Below are 19,965 nucleotides of genomic sequence, written 5' to 3' on the forward strand. Positions count from 1 at the left end.
TCTTTTAAGTTAAATTGATATTCAGGTCGTTTAACTCGTCGGCCGAATTAATATTGGTTAAATGAAAGTTCTCGCTTTCTTCTATGTTGATAATCTGATGCGGCAGTTTGGCTAGCAGATCCATCATTTTTAATTCATTAGAATCAATTGCTTCTTTTATAACTGGAACAATGTTTTTTGAATAAATTCCGATTAACGGATGGGTTTTACTTTCGGAAGCAAAAACTGTAATTCCTGCTTCTTGCGTATGTTTTGAAATTAATTCCTGCAATAATTCGGTTGAAATTAACGGAATATCACAGCTTAAAATCAAATTGAATTCGGTTTCAGAATGTGATAAAGCGGTGTAAATTCCTCCCAGCGGCCTTTTGTCTACAACTAAATCCTGTATTTTTTGATACGGTAAATAATCGTATTCTTTTGATCCCGTAATTAGTTTAATTTGATCTGTAATAGGCAAAATCGCCTGAATGATATGCTCAATAAAAGGTTTATCTTGAAACAAAACCAATCCTTTTTCTGACTGCATTCTGGTGCTTTTTCCTCCGCAAAGAATAAATACTGTTAGTGTTTCCATGGTCTTTTTTGTTTCAGGTTTTTAAGTTGCAATGAGTTTTTTTTACCGCAAAGTGCGCTAAGTTTTTTATTCATTTAACTTTTAAATTAAGTTCGCAAAGCTTTGCGAACTTTACTATTTTAAAAACCGCTTTTACAAAACCTTGCGTGCTTTGCGGTTAAATTCAATTTTATTTTCAAGGAAAAATCAATTTAACACTTGCCATTAAAATCACTGTTCCTAATACCATTTTTAATGTTCTGTTGGAGAAAGATCCACTTCCGTAAAAACCTCCTAACATTCCTCCTACTACAGCAATTGGAACGAGATAGAAACTTTCCATCGGAATTGTTTTTCCTCCTAAAAAGAATCCCATCATTCCCGCAAATGAATTCACAAAAATGAATAAACTCGATATTGCTGCCGATTCTTTTACTGATGCCCATCCTAAAAATAACAGAATCGGACTTAATATAATTCCGCCGCCAATTCCTAGCATTCCAGATAATAATCCGATGGCAAAACCAATTGCCAAAGCAAATGGAAGATTTATTTTTACTTCTTCTTTTTCTTTAAAATTAAATACTCCAAACAATCTCAATGCCGCAAAAACCAATACAATTCCTAAAACAATTTTATAAATCGTATTATCTAAGGTTATAAAACCGCCAATAAACGCCGCTGGAATCGATGCTATGGCAAACGGGTAAAAGAGCTTTGGTTTGAAATAATTGTTTTTATAATAAAACAAAAACGAAATACTCGAAACAAACAAATTCAACAGCAAAGCCGATGGCTTCATTACCGAAACCGGAAAAGCAAAAATGCTCATCAATGCCAAATATCCCGATGCTCCGCCGTGCCCTACACTTGAATATAAAAATGCTATTATAATTAAGGCAAAACTGAATAATAGCATATTTTCGGAAGTTAGGAGATTCATGTATTTTGTTTTATTTGTTTCAAGTTTAAAGTTTCAAGTTTATTGCTATGTGTTTTTATTTATATAGCGCTTTTCGTTTTTTATGCAAAAATCTTTATTCTTTATTCTTTATTCTTTATTCTTTATTCTTTATTCTTTATTCTTTATTCTTTATTCTTTATTCTTTATTCTTTATTCTTTATTCTTTATTCTTTATTCTTTATTCTTTATTCTATCTAAAAAACTCTAATCAATTGGTAGAATCGTCACCGACTCGCCTTTTTTGATATTTTCAACATCTTCTGGAACCATTACTAATCCGTTCGCTACAGCAAAAGAATTTAGCATTGCAGAACTTTGTCCATCTAAAATTTCAACACTTGTTTCATTGTACAATGCCTTTAAGAAAAGTGTTTTTCCTGTGTTATTTATGATATCGTTGTCTAATTTTCGAACAATCTTTGACAAATGTGTATTAGAAAATCCCATTCGGTTTTTGACTGCTGAATATACATAAATATAAAAATTTGTCAGAGACGAAGCGGGGTTTCCAGGAAGCGCAAAAATCAAAGTATCTTTTTTAGAACCAAAAAACATTGGTTTTCCAGGTTTTTGATTAATCTTGTAAAAAAGCTCTTCTACTCCATTTTTCAACAATGCTTCTTTTACAAAATCATAATCCCCAACAGAAATTCCGCCAGATATAAGCACAATATCATTCTTTTTCAGAATGGACTGCAATGCTTTTTTTGTTGCTTTTAAATTGTCTTTAACAGTATGAACTTTAATTTTATTAATTCCAATGGTCTGTAGTGCAGCTTGAAGCATTAAAGAGTTACTTTCGTAAATTTTACCTTTTGAAAGTTTTTTTCCTGGTTTTACTAACTCATTTCCTGTGACTAAAATAGCCACTTTTGGTTTCTTATAAACTGTTATTTCTGTAATTCCTAAACACGCTAAAAAACCAATTGCCGCCGGCGTAATCAACGTATTAGCTTCAAAAACAACATCATTTGCTTTAATCTGTTCGCCCTTGTTTCTTACATTGGCAAATGCTTCTGGCATTTTTGCAATCAAAATTGAATCTTCGCTTGCCATGACATGTTCCTGCATAACCACGGTATCTGCATCATTAGGAACATAAGCACCAGTAAAAATACGAACAGCTTCTGTCGGTTTCAATTTGAAATTGGAATGATCTCCAGCTTGCGAAATACCAACAATATCATATTGATGTCGAATGCCGTGCTTAAATGCGTATCCGTCCATAGCCGATTGGCGAAATGGTGGCATATTGATTGGCGAAATTACTTTTTCTGCTAAAACATATCCCAGTGCTTTGCTGACAGGAATACTTTTCAAAGGCATTTTAGTACTATTCGCTTCAATAATTGCTATGGCTTCTTCAACTTTAATCATTATCGGTATGTATTAAAAAGCAAAAAATACTTATCACAAATATAAGTACTTTTACTTAGTTTGAATTATTAATAATCTTAATTCTTTTAAAAAATATAAATTTAATGCATTTACCGTTAATTGATTTAGAAAAAACCAAAATATCTTTAAGAAATTAAGGATTTTATTTTCTTTCTTTTTTGAAATTTCCTTTAGGAAGATAATACAACCATGAAAAACCAATAAGAAACAGGATTGCCGAAGCGATAAATGCTGGTATTAAAATTTCTTTATTGTTATCTAATGCATTATTTAGAGAAGCATACAAAAGCCATATTTGTATACTGACGTTTAAAATTAAAATAAATATAAGTGTTGAAAGTATATTATTCAACTTATTTGGGTTTGAATTGTTCTGGCCTGTTCTAAAATTACTCATATCTTTATTTTTTAGCTATCCTTTTTCTCAATAAATGCTTTCACAAAAACAGCATTTTCTTTAAAAACCACTTCTAATTGTGGCAAAGCTCTTGGCGGTGGTCCTGCGATTACGTCTCCCGTCATGGCATCAAATGAACCTTCGTGACAAGGACAATGTATAATCCCAGTTCCGGGCTTGTAGAATACGGAACAAGAAAGATGTGTACACTTTTGTTCGTATGCTTTAAACTCACCATTTTCTAAGTGAATCAAAATATACGGAATCGTACTTCCTTCCAAAACAAAACCTCTTGTACCACCTACAGGAACATCTTCTTTATTGCAAATAAAATGCTCGCCCTGAACTTCTTCTTTTGGCAATAAAAATGCTTTTGCAGTTACAAAACCACTTCCAACCATTAATCCGCCAGAAACAAAAGTTAAAAATTTAGCAAAATCGCGTCGGCTGACTTGAGTTGATTCTTGTTTTTTTATTGGAAAATCTTTTTTCCAGTTTTGATTTAAGTTATCTTCTTTAGACATGACTCGATATTTAATAAATTCTTAATTCTGTACTTCCTTTTGGCATCATAATGTTGACTTTAGTCTTAACTTTCTCTTTGCCAAAAATGAAATTATTAATTGGTGCGCTATTGGGTCTCATTTCTTCTATTTCATTTCTTGTTCCGTAAAACAAAGCCCCACTTGGACAGACGGTTGCACACATTGGCTTTTTGCCCACGCTTGTTCTGTCGTAACACATTGTACATTTCATCATCAAATCGTATTCTTCGACTTTTTTTGGAACACCAAAAGGACAGGCCATTACACAATTTGAGCAGCCTATACATCTTTCTGTATTGGCGGTGTGCACGACTCCAAATTCGTCCTGAGAAATGGCATCTGCAGGACAAACATTGGCACAAACCGGATCTTCGCAATGCATACAAACCTGCACTGTGGTTTGAATTGTGGCAGCACGATCAACATAATTTACACTGATCAAAGTTTGCTGACCATTTGTTTCACATTCAGCACAGGCCATTTCACAGGCTTTACAGCCAATGCAACGTTGCATATCTACAAAAAATTCCTCGCTGGTATTAAAATTGGTTAAATTCATAAGTTCTTTTTTACAGATTAAACGCTTGCATATGCATCAGATTCGTTAGAAGGCGGAGCCATTGTTCCCAGTGGTTCCAATTGGCACGCACAAACTTTAAATTCAGGCATTTTAGAAACAGGATCTAGCGTAGCAATAGTTAATTGATTTGCTGATTTTAGTCCTGGCCAATGATACGGTACAAAAACAGTATCCTGTCTAATTGTTTCTACAATATTTGCTGGAAAAATTCCTTCTCCTCTTCTTGTTGATACCTTCACTAATTCTCTTTGTTTTATTCCGTATTTTGCTGCCAGATCTGGATGAATTTCTACAAATGGCTCAGGAAATTGATCTACTAATTTTCCAATTCTACGGGTTTGCGTTCCGCTTAAATATTGAGAAACCACTCGCCCAGTAGTCAAAGTAATCGGATATGCATTATCTGTCACTTCACTTGGCAATCTATAGGGTGCTGGGTTAAAATGCGCTTTCCCATCTGGAGTTTTAAACTTTTTATCTTCCCATAGCCTTGGAGTTCCTGGATGGTCTTCTGTCGGGCATGGCCAAAAAACTCCCATATTATCTTCTACTTTTTTATAAGAAATTCCGAAATAATCTGCTGTACCTCCTTTCGAAGCCACGCGAAGTTCATTAAAAATGGCTTCGCTATTGTCATAGGTAAATTTATCTTCCTCTCCCAGTCTTTTGGCAATTTCTAATAGTATAGAAGTATCTGTTCGTGCTTCTCCTGAAGGCGTTACAGCTTGTCTAACTCTTATAACACGCCCTTCTGCAGAAGTTGTGGTTCCTTCTTCTTCTTCCTGTAAAGAACCTGCCAAAACAATATCGGCATGGCGGGCAGTTTCATTTAAAAAGAAATCGATACAAACATAAAACTCTAACTTTTCCAGCGCTTCTCGCACATAACTATTATTTGGAAGAGAAACTAATGGATTAAAACAAATTGAAAGCAAACCTTTGATTTCTCCTCTATGAATAGCATCAATTATTTCATAAGCCGAAAGTCCTTTTCCAGGCATATCTCTCTCATCAATCCCCCATACTCCAGCAATGTATTTGCGATGTTCTGGGTTTTCTATATCTCGATTCCCTGGCAACTGGTCGCATTTATGACCGTGTTCTCTTCCTCCCTGTCCATTTCCTTGTCCGGTTATTGTTCCATATCCGCAATAAGGTCTTCCAATTCTTCCTGTAGCCAAAACTAAATTGATACACCCGACCACATTATCTACTCCTTTAGAATGCTGCTCGATGCCTCGCGCATGAAGTAAAAAACTTGTCTTAGCTTTACCCCATAATTCTGCTGCTTCCTTAATTTTGTTTTTATCAATGCCTGTTATTTCCTCTGCCCATTCTAATGTATAATCTTTCACAGCGTCTATTGTTTCCTGAAAACCTGATGTGTAATTATCTATAAAATCATGATCTAGCATGTCATGATCTACCAAGTATTTCAACATGGCACCATACAAAGCAGAATCTGTTCCGGGTCTTATATCCAAATGAATATCTGCTGTTCTGGCTAGCGGAATCATTCTTGGATCAATCACAATTAGTTTGGCACCACGGTCTCTTGCTTTCCAAATCCAGTGTGTTAATGTTGGAAAAGTTTCACTGATATTTGCTCCAGTCACAATAATAACTTCGGCATATTCGAGATCTGAATAATTATTTGAAGCACGATCTAAACCAAAAGCTTTTTTATTGCCCGCACCAGCGCTCACCATGCAAAGTCTTCCATTATAATCCAAATTCTTTGTTTTAAGGGCTACTCGGGCAAATTTTCCGACCAAATAACTTTTTTCGTTACTCAGTGATACTCCTGAAAGCATTGAAAAAGCATCTTTTCCATATTTTTCCTGAATTCGTTTTATTTCCGCAACAGTTTTATCCATTGCATCATCCCATGATATTTTTTCAAAACCTTTTCCTTCAACTCTTTGTATAGGATGTAAAAGTCGGTCAGGGTGATTGTTCTGAAGATAACGTTGTACACCTTTTGGACACAAACGACCTTCGTTAAAAGGAAATTCCATCCAAGGTTCAAAACCAACCACCTTATTTTCTTTAACTAATAATTGAATACCGCACTGCATTCCGCAAAAACAACAATGTGTTTTTACAACCTCATCTGGTTCATCTCTTCCTTCATAACCGTCAAGAGGCGCGTAATTTTTATGAGGTTCCGAAAACTTCTATTATTTTTTCTGCTGATACTGGTAATTTTGCCATTTTTTTTTAAGTTTTCAGTTTTCAGTCGCAGTTTTCAGTTCTAAACTAAAAACTATGACTGTTTACTTTTTTTTTTAATATTTTCATTTTATCACACAGTTCAGTTCTGCAAACTGAGACTGAGACTTTAAAAATTATCCAAATAACTTACCGCCCTGCGATCTGGCTTTTAAATGTGCCTGAGCTAATCGTGATCTTTTACCTTCTGGACTTAAATCGAGATGAGAAGTTCCATCTTCATGTGTAAAATCAAATCCCAACTGATTGGTCACGATTTTTAAATCATCAATATGAAGTTTTGTTGCGAACTCTTCTCCTGTATGCGGACAAACGGCCATTCCTTTTTTAATGCCTTCCTGTTTGTAAATGTGTGCACCAATTTGTGCCGGACGCTGAATAATGTGGAAGAATTTTCCAAAGGGAATCCAAATCAAAAACATGATAACCGTTACAGCATGAATTACAGCTAAGAAGTCATAAGCAAATCCTTTCATAAACTGATAAGAATACGTCAGACATAAACCCGTTACTGAAATTGCAATCAATAAAATTAGAGGTAGTAAATCGCCTTCAAAAGTTTGTGTTGCAATTAATCCCGGATTGGTTAATCTTCTTCTTAAATAATAAACCGAGCCAATAATTACAAGCCATGAAGACCAGTTTAAGGCATGAAATATTAAGAATGCAAGAAACGATCCTATTTCAAAATCCATCATTTTAAATCCAAAAAAATGTGCTTCATAAATCGAAATAGAATTAGGAGCCAATGTAAAATGGATCCATCCAAATGTAAGCGGTATTGTAATGGCAAAAGCTGACAGACAACCTAATGCAATACAAAAATGCGCAAACCAGCGATATTTACTTCTCGGATAAATAAATTTCTGAACGACAATATTCTGCACTGATTCTTTTCCTAAAAACCATAAATGAGAAAATACTTTTCCGGTAAATAGAAATTTTATACTTCGTTTAAAGTACATCCATGTTGGAGGACGCTGCAGCCAAACGGTGTATCTGTAAACGATTCCGAAGAAGGCGAATATCGTTCCAAAAAGGTATGTTACAAGTGCTGCATCAAAATTTTGTAATTCTCTCGAACCATAAAATACAAACACAACTGTAAGTATAGAAACAGCCGAAGCAACCAGTAAAGCTTTGGTATTATATGTTTTGTTATTCATCACTAACTAAAAATTTATTGATTACTTATTTAACTTGGTTTTTCGCAATTTTTACGGTTGTAGAACCACCAGTTGATAGCTGTAGCTAGAAGGGTAAAAAGACAGACACCTATAAAAAATTGATTTACAGTACCATTTGCTGAAATATTATTGCCTATTAACTTAGAGAATATAAAAGGTCCAAAAGCAGCAATAGCAGCCGTCCAGCCAATTACTCCTGCGGCCTGACGCGGGTTTTCTTTAAAAATAATTGGATATTGTCTAAATGTTCCTGCGTTTCCAATACCTGTAAAAAAGAACATACCTAAAATTACAGTTACAAAAAGCGGAAACTGATCCATACTTGTCGGCGCTACCAAACCTTGTGTTACTAAAAGTATTGATCCTGCTAAAATTCCTAAGCCTGTTATAGTCGTTAATATAGCACCTCCAACTTTGTCGGCCACAAAACCGAAAGCTATTCTGCTAGCAGAACCAATTAAGATGAACGATAAAATGCATATACCAAAGGATCTGGTGCATTGGGAAAATCTCCGTATAAAAATTTAATCATAAGAGGAAATGCTGCTGACAAACCGGCAAATGTCCCAAAAGTCATTACATAAGTAATTGTACAGTACCAGGTATGTTTATTCGAAAAAATATCTAATTGCTCTTTTACAGAAGCTTTCATTGGAATACTTCTCAAATAAAACCAGCTTACAAATGCCATAAGTATTAAAAATGGCGCAAACCAAAATGCAGCAGATTGCAGATAAATTGGTTTGTTTTTAACTGCCGAATTTTCTGGGCTTAAATCGTTCAGTACTTTTTCGGCTAATTTTGGGTTAGCGTTTGCAATTGCTTTTGCTTTAGCCTTAAGCGGAAGTGACGAAAAAATAACTGAATTATCTTGAGAATTAACTGCCGTACTAACAGAATCTACAATATTCTTTTTCACATTAGATAAGATTCGAGCCTGTACTTCAGTATCTAAAGAAGCAAAAACTTCTTTTTGTTTCTGCACTGATGAATTTTTAAATACCGTTATGGTTTCTTTTGGGTCAATACTCGTAAATACCGTTGAGGCTCCAAAAATTCCGACACTAATTACTAAAGGCGTAACAAACTGTGCAAGAGAAACTCCAAAGTTTCCAATTCCTGCCTGAATTCCAAGAGCAGTTCCTTTTAATCTTTGCGGAAAAAACAAACTTGTACTTGGCATATAAGAAGAAAAATCTCCTCCACCAAAACCTGTAGTAAATGCTAAAACTGCAAAAACCCAAAATGGCGTATTTACATTCATAATTGCAAAACCAATTCCGATTACGGGAATTAATTTAATTGCTGTCGCAAAAGATACAATATGACGAGTTCCAAATATTGGAAGCAGAAAGGTGTGAATAATTCTTAATAACCCTGCCGCTAATCCAGGAATTGCTGTTAGCCAAAAAAGCTGATCTTTAGAAAAACTAAATCCTAATCCTGGCAATTTTACTGCAATAACACTCATCATAAACCACGAAGCAAATGATAATGTTAAAGTAATTGTTGTTATAATTAAAGTTCTCCATGCTATTTTACTTCCGTCAGAATTCCAATATGCTTCATCTTCTGGGTTCCATTTTTCTAACCAAGTTTTCATCTTTATTTTATTTAAATTATTAATTATCCTCTATTTGTCTTACAAAATTTGGTGATTTTGTTCTCATAGCTTTTATGATTGTGCGGTGCATCCATACCAGACAAAGCACAGAAACTAGAAATATGAAAATCCATGAACTAGTCCAGAGTCCGGTATAATTGAGGAGATATCCAAAGATTATGGGACCTAAAAACCCTCCTAAACCTCCTATTAAACCAACCATTCCGCCTACTACACCCACTTCATTTGGAAAATACTCTGGAATGTGTTTGTAGACTGCTGCTTTACCAATTCCCCAAGAAATGCCGATCAGGATTACCAAAACGAGATAAACCCAAAGATTGGCACTGAAATTAATTTGCGTAATTCCATGAGCTAATAATTCTTTCTTTTTAACCTCCTGATTTTGCTCTACAACAATTTCTTGCCATGATTTCTTTACAGGAAAAACAGAAGATTCGCCGTTAGTTTCTAAATCTTTTTTACTGTTGATTTGATGTTTTTTTCCGTTTACAATTATTTTATTTGCAGTAATTTCTGTAACTGTTCCGTTGGTAAGAGACATAACGCCATGACCAGCAGTAATGATTTCCATCTTTGGAAACATCAACAAAAAGCTAATTACTATTGAAGATCCTAAAACCCAATACATCACTTTTCGGGCTCCGAATTTATCTGATAGATAGCCTCCTAGAGCTCTGATTACGCCAGACGGCAAACTGAACATTGTGGCAAACATTCCTCCCAAGACTAAACTTGTACCGTACACATTCACAAAGTTTGGAAGAAGCCATTGCGAATAGGCAACAAAAAATCCGAAAACTAAGAAGTAATAGGCACCGAATCTCCAGACTCTGGCTTTTTTAAGGGGCGACATTAGTTCGCCAATAGTTTTTGATACTACCTGATTGGTTTTGTTTTTAGCAAAAACAATAAACAGGATTCCTACAAGCACTAATGTTACTCCGTAAATAACAGGAAGCATTTTCCAGCCATTAGTAGGATCATCTTCTGATAAAGTATTTAATAAGGTTGGCGCTATAAAAGTAGTCACTGCAGCGCCTGCATTTCCCATTCCGAAAATCCCTAAAGCCCTGCCTTGCCATTCTTTAGGATACCAAATTGAGGTATAACCTATTCCGACAGCAAAACTTGTTCCCACTAAGCCAAAGAAAAAACTAAGAATGGCAAAAGTCCAGAAAGAATCTGCAAACGGCATTAAAAAAAGTGGAATTGAACAAAGTAATAATAAAGCAGAAAAAATAACTTTCCCTCCATATTTATCCGTTAAAATCCCGATTGGAAGTCTGAATATAGAGCCTGAAAGAATTGGAATTCCTAAAAGCCAACCAATTTCTACAACAGTGAAATTAAATATTCCCTTATCAGCCAAAAAAGTAATCAAAACGCCGTTTAAAGTCCAACAAGCAAAACAAATTGTAAAAGCAAGTGTGTTAAGGAATAAAATTCTGTGAGACTGAGATAGATTACCCATAAATAGAAAATTACTTTGATTTAGATTGAGAATACTATTCCTCAATTACAAAGCAAAACTACAGGGTTAAATTCTTACTAAAAATGACAAATATCATATTAAAGGATAAAATGGTATTTTATTAAACCAAAACATTACTTATTGAAGAATAAATATTTATAAAATAAACCAATTGCAACACAACTTTATAAAGAAAGAATATGTGCTCTATTATTTTTTTATAAATTAATATTATAAAGATGGTTTTCAGACGTTTTAAGAGCTCCATTTTACGTCTTAAGCACTCTTAAATTTATAAAAAAAGGGTATAAATACTACATTTTTATTTTATTTCTAATTTTAAATTTAACATTTCTGTGAATCAATAATTTAGCACGAAATCAATTGAAATAAGGCATTTCAAGAGAATCGATTCTTTAGGCTCTACTTTAAATGAATATTTTTTTGAAAAAAACTTTACAAACTTTTGGTTTTTATTATATAAAATTTAACTTTGTCTATAGGATTAGTAGAGTTTAAGATAATATTTCAAACTATAAAAATTATTATTGTGAAAACAACAGAAAGCATATCGCGTTACATTCTTCCTAAAAAATACACTTATAGCACTATTTGTTATATGTGTTTCTGTTGTTAATAATCTACTTTTATTTTGTTTGCCTTTAGAATACATATCAAAGCAAATCAAAAAAAACACCACCAAAAATATTTACTGAATTTTAACCAAAAGTCTCTCCGATGCATTCAATTGTGTTGGATCAGATTCTTGAAACCACACCTATTATTCAACAAATTAAATAACTAACAACTAAAAAAAACTAAAATGAAAACATTGCAAACTTGTTGCTGTAAATAAAAAAAGCCATTTCTGCGGCAACAGAAATGGCAAGGCTTAAAGAACATTTATCACTAAATCAAGAACACTTTTAGAGTGCTGTATAAACAGTGCTCAAGGCGTCTTGTTAATTACTTAAAACCAATACAAAGAAATGAAAAAAAAGTTAAACATATACATACTGCTGTTTCTACTCTTGATAACGGCAGGAATACAAGCCCAAAATACCACGCCGCTTATTCAATCAAAACTAGACGGAACTGTTGTAGATGACATTACAAATCAGCCTATTATAGGTGCTTCTGTAACTATTAAAGGAACCACTCACGGCGTTGTTACAGATGCAGAAGGAAAGTTTTATTTTCAAACGGGACAGAAATTTCCTTACACTCTGATTGTAACTTACATCGGATATAAAAAAATAGAAGTAATTGTTGAGAAAAATCCAGTAATCATTAACCTTAAAGAAGAACGCCAAGAACTAGACGAATTGGTTGTTGTGGGTTACGGAACTCAAAAAAGAAAAGACATTACGGGTTCGGTAGCATCGGTTCCAAAAGCCAATTTATCTCAGGTCACTTCATCGGCAGATAATCTTTTAAGAGGCGCTGTAGCTGGAGTTGTAGTTACACAAAGTTCTGGTCGTCCAGGCGCTTCTTCGAGCGTTCGTATTCGTGGAGGAAACTCTATTACTGCTGGTAACGAACCTTTGTATGTTGTTGATGGAATTTTAATCTACAATGATAACAGTAATAGTGGCGCTGGAGTAACTTATGCTGGAGCAAGTGTAAATGTTCTGTCAACTATTAACCCTGCTGATATTGAATCGATAGAAGTGCTGAAAGATGCATCGGCAACAGCAATTTATGGTTCTCGTGGTGCTAATGGAGTTGTCATTATTACAACCAAAAAAGGAACAAAAGGACAAGATAACATCTCGTACCAAGGTTATTTCGGTTTCCAGAATATTTCAAAGAAACTGAGATTAATGAATGCCAGCGAATGGGCAAGTTTAAGAAATGATGTTCAGGCAAGTATTGGTCAAGCTCCTTCTTTTTCTCCTGAACAAATTGAAGCTTTAAAAACTTCTGGAAATTACGATTGGCAATCGGCAGCCTTTGTAACTGCGGCACCTGTACAAAACCATAATTTATCATTTTCTGGCGGAGATGAGAAATCAAGATATGCAGTTTCTGCAGGGTATTTTGACCAAGATGGTATTGTTTTAGGATCTGATTTCAAACGTATTTCTCTTCGAGCCAACTATGAAAGAAACTATTCTCAGAAATTCAAATTTGGGGTAAATGCCAATTATACCAATTCGATTGCAAATGGCGTGGGTACAAATGGCGGCGCGGGAGCTGGAAGGAATCCAAATCCATTGGTTAGCGTTGTTTTAACTGCTCCAGTTGTTCCAATCAAAAATGCGGATGGCAGTTACAATGTAACGAACAATCCTTATGCAACTTCCGTAAATGGTTATGTTCCGAATCCGATTAACGATTTGGATAACACAACCAACGAAACCAAATTAAACAGAATTCTAACTAGTTTATTTGGCGAGTATAAATTCAATAAAGAATTAACGGCAAAAGTTGCTGTAAGCGGTGATGTTTTGAATACAAAACAAAACTATTACGCGCCTTCAAACACTACTACAGGTGCAGGAACAAAAGGTTTGGCTTCTATTGGAGAAAGGTTGGTAAGTTCTGTTCTGAATGAAAATACGCTGAATTATAATACTCATTTTGGCGCAGATCATAAGTTTTCTGCTTTGGGCGGTTATACGCTTCAATATACAAAAGGCGAAGTTGTGAATGCTGGAGCGCAGACTTTTGTTAATGATGCCAATACTTACAATGCCATTCAAGATGGTGTTCCTGTAAAACCGTATAGTGATGCTTACGAAAGTGTTCTGAAATCTTGGCTGGCGAGAGTAAATTATTCTTATAAAGGAAAATACAATTTCACTTTATCTGGACGTGCAGATGGTTCTTCAAGATTTGGTTCAGAATCGCTTTGGGGTTATTTCCCTTCTGCTGGATTTTCTTGGAATATTACTGACGAAGAATTTGCCAACAATATTAAAGGTTTAACGGAAGCAAAATTGAGAATTACAGCAGGAACTACAGGAAACCAAGAAATTGGAAATTATCTTCCGTTGGCTTCAATGGGATCTGTAAACTATTCTTTTGGAGGAACATTATACACCGGTTTAGCTCCTACCCGATTGGCAAATCCAGATTTGAAATGGGAAAAAACAAATCAGTATAACGTTGGATTGGATTTATCATTATTAGATCGAAAAATCAATTTTGTTTTTGATGTGTACTACAAAAAGACAAAGTGACCTATTAATCAATGTTCCAGTGCCATTGAGTTCAGGTTATGCAACAGTTCTTCAAAACATTGGTGGAGTTGAAAATAAAGGTTTTGAAGTTGGTTTAACAACTGAAAACATCAAAACCGAAAACTTCGCGTGGAACTCGAACATCGTATTTTCTTTAAATAGAAATAAAGTTACCGAAATCGGAAACGGTGTAAACGAATTTTTTCCTGTAGTGCCAAACGGATCTTTGCTACAACAACAGCCCGTAATTGTAAAAGTAGGGTTGCCTTTAGGAACTTTTTGGGGATATAGAACCAACGGAATTTTCCAGACTCAGGAAGAAGTTAACACACAGCCAAAAATCAACAGTTTGGCAAACACCAAAGTCGGAGATAGAAAATATGTTGATACCAACGGAGATGGTGTAATTACAGCTCTTGACAAAGGAAATTTAGGCACTTCTCAGCCAAAATTTGTGGGAAGCTTCAGCAATACAGTTTCATACAATGATTTTGATTTGAATTTCTCTTTTCAAGGAGCATACGGCGGAAAAATCTTCAATGCTTTAAATCAGCAATTAGAAATTTCTACACTTGGAACCAATGCTGCTGCGACTCTAAATGATCGCTGGACACCAACCAATCCAAGCAACGAAATCCCGAGAGCATCTAGTTCTCCTCTTGGAATTGTTTCTGAGCGCTACGTAGAAGATGCTTCTTTCTTACGATTAAAATTAATCACATTAGGATACACTTTGCCAAAAAGCGTTTCTAAAAAACTGGGAACCAAGAGTGTGAAATTTTACATCTCGGCAGAAAACCTCATCACATGGACCAAATACACTGGATATGATCCAGAAGTAAGTTCATACGAACAAAATAACTTATATCCGGGAATTGATTTTGGTTCTTACCCAAACTCTAAAACATTCATCTCGGGCTTGAACGTAACTTTCTAAGTAAAAAAATATATAATGAAAAAGATAATCATAACATTCCTTTTAAGTGCCGGTCTATTGGTATCGTGCGCTGATCTTGAGGTAACACCTACCTCGTTTGTAACCGAAGACAATTATTTTGTCACGCAAGATGATGCTACTGCAAGTGTAACTGCTGTTTACGCTTCTTTAAGCCTTGATCCGGGTGAGCAGAGTTTATTTGGAAGAAACCTTTATTTCTTGACCGATATGGCTTCAGATTATGCGTCTGCAGGCGTTTCAGCAACCAATCCGCAAGTTAGAGCTTTGAGCAGTTTAACGCATGATGCGACTTCAGATCGTGTTCAAGTGGCGTGGAGACAAATTTACAACGGGATCAACAGATCCAATGTTTCTATTGATAATATTCCGAAAGTTTCTGGTTCAGACGTAATTAAAACTAGATTAATTAATGAAGCTAAATTTATTAGAGGACTATTGTACTTTCAGGCAGTTCGTCTTTGGGGCGGAGTTCCGATTGTTTTGCACGAAGCGACTTCTATCAATTTAGGAGATTTAAAAACAAATCGTTCTACAGTTGACGAAGTGTACAATCAAATCATTAAAGATTTAACAGATGCTGAAGCTCTTCCAAAAACGTATACAGCCGCAGATGCAGGTCGTGCTACATCGGGAGCTGCAAAAGCAATTTTAGCAAAAGTATATCTGACTAGAAAAGACTGGCCAAATGCTATTGCAAAATCTAGAGAAGTAATTGATGGCGGATACGGATATGCTTTGTTTGAAGAGTTTCAAGATATTTTCACTAAAACAAAAAAGAACGGAAAAGAACATATTTTCTCAGTTCAATTTGAGCCAAATCAGGCAGGAAACGGTTCTAGCGGAAGTACTTTCCAAGCAACTTCTTTTACCGGATTTACAGCTACAGAACCAGCAGATATTATCTCAGACGTTGCTTTGTTTTATGATATTTATGCCCCTGGCGATAAAAGAAGAGATGTAAGTTACGCCAAACAGTTGTTGAATCCTGTAACGGGAACACTTTATACTTTTCCGAAACCAATCTTCAAAAAATACTTGGATTTGTCCAATTTGGCTACTCCTGGAAACGTAGCGATCAACTTTCCTGTTATTCGTTATGCAGATATCCTTTTGTCTTTAGCGGAAGCGATAAATGAACAAGGCGAACCAACGGCAGAAGCATACGAATTAATCAATCAAGTAAGAAGAAGAGCTTTTGGGAAGCCTATTACAACTCCAGACGCAGCTGTGGATTTAGTCGGATTAAATCAGACCTCTTTTAGAGCAGCGATTCAGGAAGAACGCAAAAAAGAATTTGTTCAAGAAGGGCAAAGATGGTTTGACTTAGTACGATGGGGAACATTGGTTACTGAAGTGAAAAAAGTAACGGCTAAAAACTCAGTTTCAGAACGAAATAACCTCTATCCGATTCCGCAAAGCGAAAGAAATATCAACCCTGATGGATTACCGCAAAACCCTGGGTACTAAAAAATTTAAACACATAGAGACATAGATTTTATTTAATAAAAGAATTAAAAGAGAAACATGTTTCTCACACATAGATTACTATGTGCATTTAAACAAGTGAAACACCTTTTCAACGCAAAGCAAATCTATGATTCTATGTGTTTAAAAAAACAAGAACCATTATTTAAAACCATATAACTAAAAAACTATAAAAAATGAAAAATTTAAAAAATAGCATTGCAATCAAAAGTCCGAAGAAAGGACTTTTGATTACTGCTTTCCTGATTACACAATTGGGAATAGCACAGGAAAAAACTGAATTTAAAGGAGTAATCGGAAAAACATTGGCTGATTCTAAAGAATACTGGCCAGATCCTGTAACGGCGCCAAAAGGTGCTCCGAATGTGGTTTGGATTCTTTTAGACGACGTAGGATTTGGAGCTTCAAGTACCTTTGGAGGATTGATTAATACGCCTACTTTTGATAATTTGGCAAATAATGGTTTGCGCTATACCAACTTCCATACAACAGCAATTTGCGCCCCTACCCGTGCGGCTTTATTGACTGGTAGAAACTCAGGAAGAGTTCACGTTAGTGGATTTTCTCATACTATTTTATCCGCAGGTTTCCCAGGCTGGGATGGAAGAATTCCTTCTGATAAAGGAACAATTGCAGAGATTCTTCGCGATAATGGATACAACACTTTTGCCGTTGGAAAATATGGCGTTACACCAGACGAAGAAGCATCAGATGCGGTCCGTTTGACCGTTGGCCAACTGGAAAAGGTTTCGATCATTTCTACGGATTCTTAGGTTCTCAAACCGATCAATACAATCCTGATTTGGTAGAAGATCAAGTTCATATTAAACCTGACGGACGTCATTTGAATGAATTGATTACAGACAAAGCCATCAGTTACATCCAGAAACAGCAAAAAGCAGCACCGGGAAAACCATTCTTCTTGTACTACGCGCCGGGAGCAGTTCATGCACCGCATCAGGTTGCCGAAAAATGGGTTGAACCATATAAAGGAAAATTTGACGAAGGATGGGATGTTTACCGCGAAAAGGTATTGGCAAACCAAAAGAAATTGGGAATCTTTCCTCAAAATGCAGGACTGCCAGATCGTAACGCTTTAATTACGGAATGGAAAAAATTAACTCCAGACCAAAAGAAAGTATATGCAAGATTCATGGAAGTTTACGCAGGATTCCTAACTTATACTGATTATGAAATTGGAAGAGTTGTGGATTATTTAAAACAAAGCGGACAATTGGATAATACTTTAATCTTTGTTGCTATTGGTGATAACGGAGCCAGTAAAGAAGGAACTTTACAAGGAACAATCAATCAGAGTTTGTTTGCTCAAGGAAAAACAGATGAGGAGAATTTCCAAAGCAATTTGAATAATATTGGAGAAATCGGAACAGCAAAAGGTCTAAATACCAATTATCCTTTGGGATGGGCGCAAGCAACCAATGCTCCTTTCAAAAACTGGAAACAAGATGCGCATTCAGAAGGTGGAACACGTAACCCATTGATCGTTTTTTATCCAAACGGAATTAAAGATAAAGGCGGAATCAGAAATCAATACAGCCACGTAACCGATTTGCTTCCAACTACATTGGCTATTGCAGGAATTAAAGCTCCAGAATATATCAAAGGAATCAAACAAGATATTATTCAAGGATCTTCTTTCCAAGCTTCTTTAGATAATCCGAAAGCCGAATCATTGCACAAAGTACAGTATTACTACATTTTTGGAAACAGAGCAATCTACAAAGACGGATGGAAAGCTTCTGCAGCACATTTACCAGATTCTTTTGCTGTGAAAAAATCTTTAGGAAGCAACGAAAAACCTGCTCCGAGCAACTTCGATACCGATGTTTGGGAACTGTATAACCTAAACGAAGATTTCAACGAACGTAATAATCTGGCGAAAAAATATCCTGAAAAACTAGCTGAACTTCAAAAATTATTTGACGAACAGGCAAAAGAAAACAATGTGTATCCGTTGATTGACTGGCAGGATGTTTACAACAGAAGAATCCACAACACAGGTGCCGACAAAGGAAAAACAGTTTCCGACTTAATCAAACAGGCAACTAAACCTGGAGGAACCAATAACTAATTACCGAACCTGCAAGGTTTCCAAAACCTTGTAGGTTTAAATTATATCAACTTTAAAAAATACCTACAAAGTTTGAAAAACCTTGCAGGATAAAAAACAAACGATTATGAAACGAGTAGATTATGAAATTATAGGAAAAAAGATTGTCGTGGGGATAATCTTATTTTTAGTTCCACTGGCGATTCTGGCTGGCGGATTAGCAGTAGTAAATCAATTTTTAAAGTAAGAAATCATGGCAATAGTTCAAAAAGAAAAATTAACGAGAGACTTAATGATAAGTTTTTTCATTTATTCATTGCCTGTAGTGGCAATTTATCTGTATTTTAAATTAACTGGAGGAGCTGTAAGCGAATCGCATATTACACTGCCTTCATTTTTAGAATTTGCGCAACCTGTTTTTGCCAATATCAGAACTTGGGGATTAACCGTATTTATGCTTGTTTTGGGAGTTATCGAATTTGCAGCAGGTTTATACGATGATGAATGGACTGGCGAAGAACGCAAAATAGATATCGTTTGTTTCTTAGCGCCAAAACTTCTTTTGCCTCCTGTAATTGCTTTTTTTAGTTTAACTGCTTTGCCTTATTTACTGCCAAACTTAGCAAACTCATTATCATGGGTTCCGTTTTGGGGAGGCTTTTTCTTAATTGCCATTGCAGACGATTTAACGCAATATTGGTATCATAGATTGCATCATCAAGTTCCGTTTTTATGGCGTTTTCATAGAACACATCATTCAGCTCCGTATATGGGAATGGCAATGGCTTCTAGACAAAACTTTATTTATACACTTTTCTTTTCTCAAATTTACTTGACAGCGACTTTAACTTATTTAGGTTTAGGACTTCCTGCTTTATTTGTTTTAGTAATTAAAAGTTTCATCACTTTAGGCGCGCATTCAAGCATTCCATGGGACAAACCTTTTTACAAATACAAAGTCTTGCATCCAATTGCATGGGTTTTAGAAAGACTGATTTCTACTCCTGCAACGCATCACGCGCACCATGCTGATACAAGCGGAGATGGCGTTGGTCATTTTAAAGGAAACTTCGGGAACATGTTTTTTATCTGGGATGTTATTTTCGGAACAGGGTTAATTACACGTCAATACCCTAAATCATTCGGAACAAAATCATACAAACAAGAAGAATGGTACGCACAGTTTCTTTGGCCAATTTTTAAATCTAAAAAAGAAGGCAGTTCTCTTGCCGAGGGAGTATTATCGCTTCCGCTAAAACCAAAAACGGTTACCGAAGAAACTCCATCACCTGTATTAGAACAAGTTTAA

Annotated in this window: 16 protein-coding genes and 1 pseudogene; 6 read left to right on the plus strand and 11 right to left on the minus strand. The window is 35.4% G+C overall.

From position 1 onward, the window contains the following. Positions 1–4: 4 nt before the first annotated feature. From ACPWTF_RS04830 to ACPWTF_RS04880, 11 genes and pseudogenes are all read right to left on the minus strand, one after another. Positions 5–577 (minus strand): molybdenum cofactor guanylyltransferase, encoded by a 573-nt coding sequence (locus tag ACPWTF_RS04830; protein ID WP_427874630.1) that lies wholly within the window; start codon positions 575–577, stop codon positions 5–7. Positions 578–752: 175 nt separating this feature from the next. Next, entirely contained in the window at positions 753–1,499 is a 747-nt protein-coding gene (locus ACPWTF_RS04835) for a sulfite exporter TauE/SafE family protein (protein ID WP_427874631.1), read from the minus strand. Positions 1,500–1,724: 225 nt separating this feature from the next. After that, complete coding sequence (locus ACPWTF_RS04840) at positions 1,725–2,897, minus strand: molybdopterin molybdotransferase MoeA (protein ID WP_427874632.1); 1,173 nt, start codon at positions 2,895–2,897, stop codon at positions 1,725–1,727. A 163-nt stretch (positions 2,898–3,060) separates the two neighbouring features. Beyond that, entirely contained in the window at positions 3,061–3,315 is a 255-nt protein-coding gene (locus ACPWTF_RS04845; RefSeq protein WP_379795276.1) for a DUF6755 family protein, read from the minus strand. 11 nt (positions 3,316–3,326) lie between these two features. Further along, positions 3,327–3,839 carry a Rieske (2Fe-2S) protein gene (locus tag ACPWTF_RS04850; RefSeq protein WP_427874633.1) on the minus strand — a complete coding sequence of 171 codons (513 nt, stop codon included), beginning with the start codon at positions 3,837–3,839 and terminating at the stop codon, positions 3,327–3,329. Positions 3,840–3,849: 10 nt separating this feature from the next. Next, the gene (locus tag ACPWTF_RS04855) at positions 3,850–4,419 is read right to left on the minus strand and encodes a 4Fe-4S dicluster domain-containing protein (protein WP_427874634.1); all 570 of its coding nucleotides are present in this window, start codon (positions 4,417–4,419) and stop codon (positions 3,850–3,852) included. A gap of 17 nt (positions 4,420–4,436) precedes the next feature. Further along, positions 4,437–6,654: pseudogene (locus ACPWTF_RS04860) on the minus strand (molybdopterin oxidoreductase family protein). A gap of 134 nt (positions 6,655–6,788) precedes the next feature. Continuing rightward, positions 6,789–7,838 (minus strand): MFS transporter, encoded by a 1,050-nt coding sequence (locus tag ACPWTF_RS04865; protein WP_427874636.1) that lies wholly within the window; start codon positions 7,836–7,838, stop codon positions 6,789–6,791. Between the two features lie 29 nt (positions 7,839–7,867). Then, on the minus strand, positions 7,868–8,284 hold the full coding sequence (locus tag ACPWTF_RS04870; protein ID WP_427874637.1) for a hypothetical protein: 417 nt from the start codon (positions 8,282–8,284) through the stop codon (positions 7,868–7,870). A gap of 32 nt (positions 8,285–8,316) precedes the next feature. After that, positions 8,317–9,462 (minus strand): magnesium transporter MgtE N-terminal domain-containing protein, encoded by a 1,146-nt coding sequence (locus tag ACPWTF_RS04875; RefSeq protein WP_427874638.1) that lies wholly within the window; start codon positions 9,460–9,462, stop codon positions 8,317–8,319. A 19-nt stretch (positions 9,463–9,481) separates the two neighbouring features. Then, positions 9,482–10,957, minus strand: coding sequence for an MFS transporter (locus tag ACPWTF_RS04880; RefSeq protein WP_427874639.1), 1,476 nt, complete (start codon positions 10,955–10,957; stop codon positions 9,482–9,484). Positions 10,958–11,946: 989 nt separating this feature from the next. Here ACPWTF_RS04880 and ACPWTF_RS04885 point away from each other — a divergent pair. From ACPWTF_RS04885 to ACPWTF_RS04910, 6 genes are all read left to right on the plus strand, one after another. Continuing rightward, on the plus strand, positions 11,947–14,142 hold the full coding sequence (locus ACPWTF_RS04885) for a SusC/RagA family TonB-linked outer membrane protein (RefSeq protein ID WP_427874640.1): 2,196 nt from the start codon (positions 11,947–11,949) through the stop codon (positions 14,140–14,142). After that, entirely contained in the window at positions 14,117–15,079 is a 963-nt protein-coding gene (locus tag ACPWTF_RS04890) for a hypothetical protein (protein ID WP_427874641.1), read from the plus strand. The genes ACPWTF_RS04885 and ACPWTF_RS04890 overlap by 26 nt, the downstream gene beginning before the upstream one ends. Before the next feature lie 15 nt (positions 15,080–15,094). Continuing rightward, positions 15,095–16,567 carry a RagB/SusD family nutrient uptake outer membrane protein gene (locus ACPWTF_RS04895; protein ID WP_427874642.1) on the plus strand — a complete coding sequence of 491 codons (1,473 nt, stop codon included), beginning with the start codon at positions 15,095–15,097 and terminating at the stop codon, positions 16,565–16,567. Positions 16,568–16,761: 194 nt separating this feature from the next. Continuing rightward, positions 16,762–17,358, plus strand: a complete 597-nt coding sequence (locus ACPWTF_RS04900) for a sulfatase-like hydrolase/transferase (RefSeq protein WP_427874643.1) — start codon at positions 16,762–16,764, stop codon at positions 17,356–17,358. Then, a complete protein-coding gene (locus ACPWTF_RS04905) occupies positions 17,292–18,677 on the plus strand; it encodes a sulfatase-like hydrolase/transferase (RefSeq protein WP_427875732.1) in 1,386 nt (461 codons plus the stop codon). Before ACPWTF_RS04900 ends, ACPWTF_RS04905 begins: the two co-directional genes overlap by 67 nt. A gap of 232 nt (positions 18,678–18,909) precedes the next feature. Beyond that, complete coding sequence (locus ACPWTF_RS04910; protein WP_427874644.1) at positions 18,910–19,965, plus strand: sterol desaturase family protein; 1,056 nt, start codon at positions 18,910–18,912, stop codon at positions 19,963–19,965.

The organism is Flavobacterium sp. MMS24-S5 (assembly GCF_050320125.1).
GTDB lineage: Bacteria > Bacteroidota > Bacteroidia > Flavobacteriales > Flavobacteriaceae > Flavobacterium > Flavobacterium tyrosinilyticum.

Coding starts and splice junctions, on each gene's coding strand:
- ACPWTF_RS04830 (WP_427874630.1), bottom strand. CDS start 577: ATGGAAACACTAACAGTATTTATTCTTTGCGGAGGAAAAAGCACCAGA.
- ACPWTF_RS04835 (WP_427874631.1), bottom strand. CDS start 1,499: ATGAATCTCCTAACTTCCGAAAATATGCTATTATTCAGTTTTGCCTTA.
- ACPWTF_RS04840 (WP_427874632.1), bottom strand. CDS start 2,897: ATGATTAAAGTTGAAGAAGCCATAGCAATTATTGAAGCGAATAGTACT.
- ACPWTF_RS04845 (WP_379795276.1), bottom strand. CDS start 3,315: ATGAGTAATTTTAGAACAGGCCAGAACAATTCAAACCCAAATAAGTTG.
- ACPWTF_RS04850 (WP_427874633.1), bottom strand. CDS start 3,839: ATGTCTAAAGAAGATAACTTAAATCAAAACTGGAAAAAAGATTTTCCA.
- ACPWTF_RS04855 (WP_427874634.1), bottom strand. CDS start 4,419: ATGAATTTAACCAATTTTAATACCAGCGAGGAATTTTTTGTAGATATG.
- ACPWTF_RS04865 (WP_427874636.1), bottom strand. CDS start 7,838: ATGAATAACAAAACATATAATACCAAAGCTTTACTGGTTGCTTCGGCT.
- ACPWTF_RS04875 (WP_427874638.1), bottom strand. CDS start 9,462: ATGAAAACTTGGTTAGAAAAATGGAACCCAGAAGATGAAGCATATTGG.
- ACPWTF_RS04880 (WP_427874639.1), bottom strand. CDS start 10,957: ATGGGTAATCTATCTCAGTCTCACAGAATTTTATTCCTTAACACACTT.
- ACPWTF_RS04885 (WP_427874640.1), top strand. CDS start 11,947: ATGAAAAAAAAGTTAAACATATACATACTGCTGTTTCTACTCTTGATA.
- ACPWTF_RS04890 (WP_427874641.1), top strand. CDS start 14,117: ATGTGTACTACAAAAAGACAAAGTGACCTATTAATCAATGTTCCAGTG.
- ACPWTF_RS04895 (WP_427874642.1), top strand. CDS start 15,095: ATGAAAAAGATAATCATAACATTCCTTTTAAGTGCCGGTCTATTGGTA.
- ACPWTF_RS04900 (WP_427874643.1), top strand. CDS start 16,762: ATGAAAAATTTAAAAAATAGCATTGCAATCAAAAGTCCGAAGAAAGGA.
- ACPWTF_RS04910 (WP_427874644.1), top strand. CDS start 18,910: ATGGCAATAGTTCAAAAAGAAAAATTAACGAGAGACTTAATGATAAGT.